The following is a 7,980-nucleotide window of genomic DNA, read 5'->3' as shown; positions in this document are numbered from 1 at the left end:
CTCCTTCGGCATGACTGAAAGTCTGGGAAGCTGGCAGAGGCCAGCCTTGGAATGCCCCTATCATGCCTCAGCTCATTGTCAAACACTGACTAGATAGACCAATACAGTAAGTTAGTAGGTAACAAATTGTTTACGATAAGTGGCTAACTTCAAGTTGAAATTTCCGATCAATATAATAATCATCTTTATCATAGTAATACCAATTTTGAACTTTCTTCTCGTCGGTTTCCCAACCTTTGCTTGTTTCCTTCAACATTGTTCCATAAGGAATTAAATACTCAAGATTTAGATGTTGGTCTTCTAAATACGTGTAATTAGACTCTGAACCGTAACCGGCATCAAGGCACACCGTTTTCATAGAATCAATTAAAAAACGATTGGACTGAAAGAAGGGTTGTAAGGTACGGGTATCGGATGGATTAGGAAAGATATTGTAGGCTAGGATAAATTGATGATTCGTCGCAATTTGAAGATTGTAACCCGGTTTTGTTTGGCCGTTACGCATGGGATCATCTTTCATCCGCATAAATGTAGCGTCGATATCTGTTTTAGAATAGGAATTTCGTGAACCAAGTAGTTCGAGTTGGTTTTGATAGACTTTTTTCTTAAGGATGCGTTGATTTAATTTCCCTAGTTTTGATTTTAGAGTACGGCGTTCTTGTTTGGCTGGATTTAGTGAGACAGTCTTCGTCGTTTCAACCTCTGCGGCTAAATCTTCTAAACGGGTCTCTACCTGTGTCATCACTTCTTCCAGTTGATTAGATCCTTCAGGAATTTGAAGGGATGGGTAGGCAGCTTTCATTTCCAACAATAACTGTTGCAGCTGTTCCTGATTTGCTTGTTGGTAACGAATGGTATTTGTCTTCCAAACAAAACTATACTTATTGGCATCGGCTAATATTTTAGTGCTATCAATAAAGAGCGCGTCATCCATTAAATGATGTTGACGAAGAAAGTGGACAAGACTCTCAAAGCCTTGATCTAGAATGTCTTGAAGGGATTCATCCACTCGACAGCGACAAATGGTAGTATGTGAAGGAATCCGACCTTGGGTTAATCATTGAGCTGTAAGGTTTTCCTGAGCGAGACGTTCAATTTTCCGACGGGTGAAGACCTCACGAGTATAAGCGAAGAGAATGAGTTTGAGTAAGCAAGACAAAGGATATTCTCTTGGCCGTCCAAAGACATAAGGATGATCGACTTCTAATTGGTCAACGAGTTGATTGATATAATGAGCGGTGTGATTTGGTTCAGGAATATAAGCATATGAGATGTCCAAACTGAGTTGATTTGTGTTATAATAATCACACATGATAATTGTCCTTTCTAATGTGTGGGGGGATAATTGTGGAGCAGAAAGGTCGTTAACTTTCTGCTTTTTTATTACTTTTATTATACGACAAAACCGCCACAAACGATTTAATACCAGTGTTTGTGGCGGTTTTTATTTTAGGGACTTTTAATACAGCCCCTTTTGCTTCAATTATTTTACATTTATAACTTCCACTCCAGAATCTATGATATGCTGAAGTTCTTCCGTTACTTCATCATAATCTGTGATTAGGATATCTATAAAAGAAATATCACACATAGTAAAATTGGTATTGTTACCTATTTTATCTCTGTTAGCTACTGCAACGACTAAATTATTAGTGTGACTAACCATTTGTTGGTTTACCTTTGCTTCGTGGACATTATTAGTGGTAATGCCCTTTTCAGCACTGATGCCAGAACACCCTATAATGGCAATATCAGCGGAAATATTGCTTAAAGTGTTAATTGCAATATCACCAACTAAAGCATTTTTGGGATATCGTAGTTCGCCACCGGTTAAAATTATATTCGTATTTGCGTTTATATCCTTAGTATTAATATCCATATTGTTCGTTACTATAGTGAATATTTTATCTGAAGCATACTTTATAGATAAAAGAGCCGTTAAACTTGAATTAATAAAAATAGTTGAATTGGGTTCTATGTAGTAAGAAGCTTTCTGTGCAATTTTTTCAACAGCTACCATGGTATCATAACTCTTGTTTTTTAAAGGAGAAGTAAGGGTTTTTGCTCCGCCATGGGTACGTTTTAAAAAACCTTTTTTATCCATGTACTCTAAATCTCGCCTAACAGTCATAGGAGAGACATTCAATAGCTTTGATAACTCGGTTACTGATACTTCTTCCGAAGTGTGGACTATTCTTAAAATCTGATCACGTCTTTGATTGATTATTTTATAACTATTTTTCATTAGATCACCTCATAATATTTGAATTATAACATTTTATGTTTAAATGAACAATAAATATTTACTTTATGTTCGAAATCTATTGTAAGCGGTATTTTTTTTTGTTATGCTTAGTCCATAAAATAAGAGGAGGGATCTTATGAGTAAGATTCAAGAAGTTAGCAAAGAAAAATGGCTTAAAGCCACTTTTCCTGAATGGGGGACATGGTTAAACGAAGAAATTGCCATGACTCAAGTTAAGGAAAAATCTTTTGCCATGTGGTGGCTAGGATGCTGTGGAATTTGGTTGAAATCACATGAAGGCACAAATATTGTGATGGATATGTGGAATGGTACTGGTAAAAAAACGCATGGTGATGGCACTATGCGTAAAGGTCACCAAATGATGCGAATGTCTGGTGTGCAAGCAATGCAACCAAACAGAAGAAATATGCCTTTTGTCATTGACCCCTTTGAAATCAAAGATGTTGACGCTTTGGTAGTTTCTCACATTCACTCAGATCATTTAGATTTAACAACTGCTGCTTGTGTTATGACTAATTGTCCAGAAGCTAAATTTGTCGGTCCTAAAAAAGTTGTTGAAACTTGGTTAGACTGGGGTGTCCCTGAAGAACGTACCATCGTTTTAAAACCAGGTGACCAAGTTAAAGTTGGCTCTATTAATATTAAAGCATTAGATTCATTTGATAGAACAGCCTTAATTTCTGAAGACGATGTAAATGTTCAACTAGCTGGTAATCCAGTTCCTGAAATGGATGATATGGCAGTAAATATTTTATTTGAAACTTCAGGTGGTAATCTTTACCATGCTGCTGACTCTCATTATTCTGTGCGTTTTGCTAAACATGGTTTGGAAAATGATATCGATGTTGCCATGGTTAACTTTGGTGAAAATCCTCCTGGAATTATGGATAAATTAACCTCTGTTGATGTATTACGTATGGCCGAATCATTACAATGTAAAGTTGTTATCCCTCTTCACTATGATATTTGGACTAACTTCTATTCTGACCCTGAAGAAATTGTCAAATTATGGGAATTCAAGAAAGATCGTTTGCAATATCAATTCCAACCATTTATCTGGCAAGTTGGTGGTGGTTATCAATACCCACAAGATACAAATCGCTTACGTTATATGTATGATCGTGGTTTCCATGATGTATTCTCTGTTGATCAAGATGTCCCATTCCCTTCATTCTTATAGGTCTAGGAGTTTAATATGTTAAATGAACTAATTGAAAAAGATCTTGTTGCATTCTATCAAGAAGCTCCCTCTAGTTGGCAAGATGCTATCAAATTATCTTGCGCTAAGCTAATTGAGCATGAATACATTACTGAAGAATATAGTAACGAGATTATTGCTAGTGTCGAAAAATTTGGCCCATATATTGTGATTATCCCTGATGTGGCCATGCCACATGCTAATCCAAGCAGTCCTGGTGTTTTAGGCACAGCTATCGCTATGACTAAATTTAAAGAAGATATTAAATTCTTCGATCAAGAAAATAATGAAGAAAAAAATGCTAAGTTATTTTTCACCTTAGCAGCAAAAGATTCTGATCATCATCTAAATAATATTACTCAATTAATGGAATTATTATCAGACGAAGATCTATTAGAAAAATTAAAAGATGTCAATTCTATTGATGAATTGAAGGTTATTCTATAGAGGGAGCAATATTTATGCAGACAATTTTAGATTTCCTTTTTAAGATTTGGGAGTTCTTTGCTAGTAATATCTTAACGCAACCTGCCTTCTTAATTGGTTTTATTGTATTAATCGGTTACATCTTACTAGAAAGACCTCTTTACGAAAGTATTGCGGGCTTTCTAAAGGCTACAGTAGGTTACTTTATCTTGAGTGTCGGTTCTGGGGGGTTGATAAATAACTTCCGACCTATTTTGGTGGGATTAAAGGATCGTTTTAACTTAGATGCGATGGTTATTGATCCATATTTTGGACAAAATGCGGTTACAGCAGGGGTTGAAGAAACCTTTGGCCGAGCTTTTGCCGATGTAATGCTACTCTTACTCTTTGCTTTTATAATAAATATTATTTTAGTGCGTTTCAATAAATACACTAAGCTTAGAGCTGTCTTTACCACCGGTAATGTTCAAGTTCAACAAGCTTCTACTGCTTTCTGGATTATTCTTTTCTGTTTCCCAACTTTGGGTCGGATTCCTACTCTGGTTGTAATGTCAATTATCCTTGGTCTGTACTGGGCAGTTGGTTCAAACTTAACGGTTGGCATCACTCAAGAGTTAACTGAAGGTGCTGGTTTTGCTATCGCTCACCAACAAATGTTTGGTACTGCTTTCTTTGCTAAAATGGCAGAAAAAATGCACAAAAAAGATGCTAAGGATAAAGGGTCTAAACGCTTGGAAGATATTGAGTTGCCAGGCTTCTTATCTATCTTTAATGAAAATATGGTAGCTACTTCTATTTTAATGTTATTCTTCTTTGGTATTATCTTCTTAATCTTAGGTAAACCATATCTTGTAAAATCTGAATTTATGTTAGAAACAGATAACTTCTTCTTCTACATCTTGAAAAATGCGCTTCACTTTGCTGTTTATCTTGCTATCTTGCAATTAGGAGTTAGAACCTTCGTTGCTGAATTAACTGAATCCTTCCAAGGTATTGCGAACAAATGGTTACCAGGTGCTGTACCAGGTATCGATGTGGCTGCTACCTTCGGCTTTGGTTCACCAAATGCCGTTACGATTGGTTTCTTATTCGGTGCTTTAGGTCAATTCTTAGCAATTGGTTTATTAATCGCCTTAAAATCACCAACTGTTGTTATTGCAGGATTTATCCCATTGTTCTTTGATAACGCAGTAATCGCAACATTTGCTAATAACCGTGGTGGCGCTAAAGCTGCTATGATATTCCCATTCATTTCAGGTTTAATCCAAGTATTTGGTTCAGCCTTATTTGCAACTTGGATTGGTCTATCACAATACGGAGGTTACCTAGGTATGTTTGACTGGGCAACTGTATGGCCAGGATTTGCAGTAATTATGAAATTATTGGGCTATGTAGGTATTGCTGTAGTTGTCTTCATTTTAATCATGATTCCTCAATTACAATATCGAAATAACCCAGAAGGTTACTTTATGGTCACTGAGGATTATGATGAATATGCCAAACGCTTTTTAGCTGAAAAGTAATAAAGGAGGACTTTTAAATGAGAATTTTAGTCGCATGTGGTAATGGTTCAGGTACTAGTTTGATGTTACGTAAAACTGTGGAAAAAGCAATGAAAAAACAAAACTTAAAAATTACTCAAATTCACCAAACTGCAGTTTCTGAAGGTAAAAATACTGCTAAGAACTTTGATGCTGTGTTTACTCCAGTAAATTTTGTGTCTATGTTTGACCGTGCAAAAAATGATTATGGTGTTACCGTTATCGGTATCAAAAATGTAATGTCCGAACAAGAAGTAACTAAAGCAATTGAAGAAAACGAATTTAAAACTAAATTTTATAAATAAGCTTGCATAAAAGGAGATAATTATGGCTATTCCAAAATTACAAGTAGCTCTTGATCATTCTAATACAGCAGATGCAATCAATGCTGCAGTTTCTGTTGGTAATGAAGTAGATGTTGTCGAAGCTGGTACTGTTTTAATGTTAGAAGTTGGTAGTTCTGTAGTTAAGATATTAAGCACTTTATTTCCAGATAAAACTATTGTTGCAGACACAAAATGTGCGGATGCTGGTGGTACAGTTGCTAAGAATTGTAAAAATCAAGGAGCAGATACTATGACTTGTATCTGTTGTGCCGAAGTAGCAACCATGATCGCTGCTAAAAAAGAAATTGATCATATCCAAGTTGAATTATATGGAGATTGGACATATGAACAAGCACAATCTTGGTTAGATGCAGGTATTGATCAAGTTGTCTACCACCAAAGTCGTGATGCCCTACTTGCAGGTGTTACTTGGGGTGAAAAAGATTTGAACAAAGTTAAAAAATTAGTGGAAATGGGATTTAAAGTTTCAGTAACAGGTGGCTTAACCATCGATACTATTGACCTATTCAAAGGCGTAGATGTTTATACCTTTATTGCTGGCCGTGCCATCACCGAAGCGGAAAACCCAGCTCAAGCGGCTCATGCCTTGAAACAAAAAATTGTAGATTTTTGGAGTGAGTAATTATGTCATCACTAGGTATTTATGAAAAAGCTCTACCAAAAAATATCTCTTGGGCACAACGCTTACAAATCGCCCAAAAATTAGGCTTTAAATTTGTAGAAATGTCAATTGATGAAACCGATGAACGTTTAGCACGTTTAGATTGGGATGAAGCTGAGATTCTAGCTGTTCAAAAGGCAATTAATGAAACAGGCGTAGGTATTTTTTCCATTTGTTTGAGTGGCCATCGTCGTTTCCCATTTGGTTCCCTTGATTCTGAAGTCCAAGCTAAGGCTTTGGAAATGATGGATAAAGCCATCGATTTAGCAAGCCGTTTGGGTGTTAGAAATATCCAATTAGCTGGCTATGATGTCTATTATGATGAGAAATCTCTATCTACGCGTGAGAATTTCATCGTTAATCTAAAAAAAGCTGTCAAAATGGCAGCCGCTAAGCAAGTTATGTTGTCTATTGAAATTATGGACGATCCTTTTATAAATTCAATTAGTAAATTCAATAAAATTAAAGCCCAAGTCAAATCACCATGGTTGCAAGTATATCCTGACTTAGGTAACTTAAATGCTTGGCCAGAAAATGATCTAGCTTATGAATTAGAAATGGGAATTGATTCAATAGTGGCTGTTCACGTAAAAGACACTAAAAATGTCACAGTTGATTTTGAAGGTCAATTCAAAAATGTTCCATTTGGCCAAGGGGATGTTGATATTCTAGCTTGTTTACGAATTCTAAAACGCTTAGATTATGAGGGAACCTTCTTAATTGAAATGTGGAGTGAAACCAGTGATCAACCGGAACTTGAAATTCAAAAAGCTTTAGATTATCTATTGCCAATCTTTAAGGAGGCTGGATATGAGTTCTAGAAATGAAATAATTTCTGCCATGAAAGAAAGAGTTTTTGAAGGGAATATGGCATTACCTCAATTAGGACTAGTTGTTTTAACTTGGGGAAATGTTAGTGAAATTAATCGCGATTTGGGTATCATAGTAATCAAGCCTAGCGGTGTTGATTATAAGAAGATGGCTAAAGAACAAATGGTTGTGACTGATTTAGAGGGGAATATTCTTGAAGAAGATAGTCTTAAACCGTCTTCAGATTTAAAAACTCATGTAGAGTTATATCGGAATTTCAAAGATGTTCAATCTATTGTTCATACGCATAGTCGAAACGCTGTGATTTGGGCCCAATCCGGGCGTGAATTACCAGTTTATGGTACTACTCACGCAGACACTTTCTATGGTCCAGTACCTAATACCCGTCAATTGACCAAGGAAGAAGTAGAAGCTGACTATGAAGGCAATACAGGTAAAGTGATTGTTGAAACTTTTGAAGAACAAAATATTGATCCTTTAGCTATTTCGGCAGTATTAGTAAATGGACATGGTCCATTTACTTGGGGCACAAGCGTATCAAAAGCAGTAGAGAATAGTCTTGTATTAGATGAATCTTGTGCTATGGCAAGTGGTACTGAATCTATCATGACAGATAAGAATTTATTACCACAGTATATGTTAGATAAACATTATTTACGTAAACATGGTAAAAATGCTTATTATGGTCAAGGCTGATTAAATCTTTGATA

The 7,980-nt window shown here is 35.9% G+C and carries 10 protein-coding genes; 7 read left to right on the top strand and 3 right to left on the bottom strand.

The window, feature by feature from the left end:
* Positions 1-130: 130 nt before the first annotated feature.
* The 3 genes from G396_RS11705 to G396_RS0107050 all read right to left on the bottom strand — a co-directional run bounded on the left by G396_RS11705 (position 131) and on the right by G396_RS0107050 (position 2,245).
* Positions 131-1,009, bottom strand: coding sequence for a transposase (locus G396_RS11705; protein ID WP_051221194.1), 879 nt, complete (start codon positions 1,007-1,009; stop codon positions 131-133).
* 48 nt (positions 1,010-1,057) lie between these two features.
* Positions 1,058-1,312 (bottom strand): transposase, encoded by a 255-nt coding sequence (locus tag G396_RS11700; RefSeq protein WP_051221191.1) that lies wholly within the window; start codon positions 1,310-1,312, stop codon positions 1,058-1,060.
* Positions 1,313-1,483: 171 nt separating this feature from the next.
* Positions 1,484-2,245 carry a DeoR/GlpR family DNA-binding transcription regulator gene (locus tag G396_RS0107050; RefSeq protein ID WP_028125530.1) on the bottom strand — a complete coding sequence of 254 codons (762 nt, stop codon included), beginning with the start codon at positions 2,243-2,245 and terminating at the stop codon, positions 1,484-1,486.
* A gap of 136 nt (positions 2,246-2,381) precedes the next feature.
* Between G396_RS0107050 and ulaG the strand changes: the two genes are divergently transcribed.
* From ulaG to araD, 7 genes are read left to right on the top strand one after another with little or no spacing between them, the layout of a single operon-like run.
* Positions 2,382-3,446, top strand: coding sequence for an L-ascorbate 6-phosphate lactonase (ulaG, locus tag G396_RS0107045; protein WP_028125529.1), 1,065 nt, complete (start codon positions 2,382-2,384; stop codon positions 3,444-3,446).
* Positions 3,447-3,461: 15 nt separating this feature from the next.
* Positions 3,462-3,911, top strand: coding sequence for a PTS sugar transporter subunit IIA (locus tag G396_RS0107040; RefSeq protein ID WP_028125528.1), 450 nt, complete (start codon positions 3,462-3,464; stop codon positions 3,909-3,911).
* Between the two features lie 14 nt (positions 3,912-3,925).
* On the top strand, positions 3,926-5,413 hold the full coding sequence (gene ulaA, locus G396_RS0107035) for a PTS ascorbate transporter subunit IIC (protein ID WP_428829640.1): 1,488 nt from the start codon (positions 3,926-3,928) through the stop codon (positions 5,411-5,413).
* A gap of 17 nt (positions 5,414-5,430) precedes the next feature.
* Positions 5,431-5,736: a PTS sugar transporter subunit IIB gene (locus G396_RS0107030; RefSeq protein ID WP_028125526.1), complete on the top strand. Its 306-nt coding sequence runs from the start codon at positions 5,431-5,433 to the stop codon at positions 5,734-5,736.
* A gap of 16 nt (positions 5,737-5,752) precedes the next feature.
* Positions 5,753-6,400: a 3-keto-L-gulonate-6-phosphate decarboxylase UlaD gene (locus G396_RS0107025; protein WP_162139970.1), complete on the top strand. Its 648-nt coding sequence runs from the start codon at positions 5,753-5,755 to the stop codon at positions 6,398-6,400.
* 2 nt (positions 6,401-6,402) lie between these two features.
* The gene (locus G396_RS0107020) at positions 6,403-7,260 is read left to right on the top strand and encodes an L-ribulose-5-phosphate 3-epimerase (protein ID WP_028125524.1); all 858 of its coding nucleotides are present in this window, start codon (positions 6,403-6,405) and stop codon (positions 7,258-7,260) included.
* Complete coding sequence (gene araD / locus G396_RS0107015) at positions 7,250-7,966, top strand: L-ribulose-5-phosphate 4-epimerase AraD (RefSeq protein ID WP_028125523.1); 717 nt, start codon at positions 7,250-7,252, stop codon at positions 7,964-7,966. Before G396_RS0107020 ends, araD begins: the two co-directional genes overlap by 11 nt.
* Positions 7,967-7,980 lie beyond the last annotated feature (14 nt).

Source organism: Eremococcus coleocola DSM 15696 (assembly GCF_000428865.1).
GTDB lineage: Bacteria > Bacillota > Bacilli > Lactobacillales > Aerococcaceae > Eremococcus > Eremococcus coleocola.
The sequence above is the reverse complement of the archived record's forward strand: the minus strand, read 5'-3'. Positions and strand labels throughout refer to the sequence as shown.

Coding starts and splice junctions, on each gene's coding strand:
- ulaA (WP_428829640.1), top strand. CDS start 3,926: ATGCAGACAATTTTAGATTTCCTTTTTAAGATTTGGGAGTTCTTTGCT.
- G396_RS0107050 (WP_028125530.1), bottom strand. CDS start 2,245: ATGAAAAATAGTTATAAAATAATCAATCAAAGACGTGATCAGATTTTA.
- araD (WP_028125523.1), top strand. CDS start 7,250: ATGAGTTCTAGAAATGAAATAATTTCTGCCATGAAAGAAAGAGTTTTT.
- G396_RS0107030 (WP_028125526.1), top strand. CDS start 5,431: ATGAGAATTTTAGTCGCATGTGGTAATGGTTCAGGTACTAGTTTGATG.
- G396_RS0107040 (WP_028125528.1), top strand. CDS start 3,462: ATGTTAAATGAACTAATTGAAAAAGATCTTGTTGCATTCTATCAAGAA.
- G396_RS0107020 (WP_028125524.1), top strand. CDS start 6,403: ATGTCATCACTAGGTATTTATGAAAAAGCTCTACCAAAAAATATCTCT.
- G396_RS11700 (WP_051221191.1), bottom strand. CDS start 1,312: ATGTGTGATTATTATAACACAAATCAACTCAGTTTGGACATCTCATAT.
- ulaG (WP_028125529.1), top strand. CDS start 2,382: ATGAGTAAGATTCAAGAAGTTAGCAAAGAAAAATGGCTTAAAGCCACT.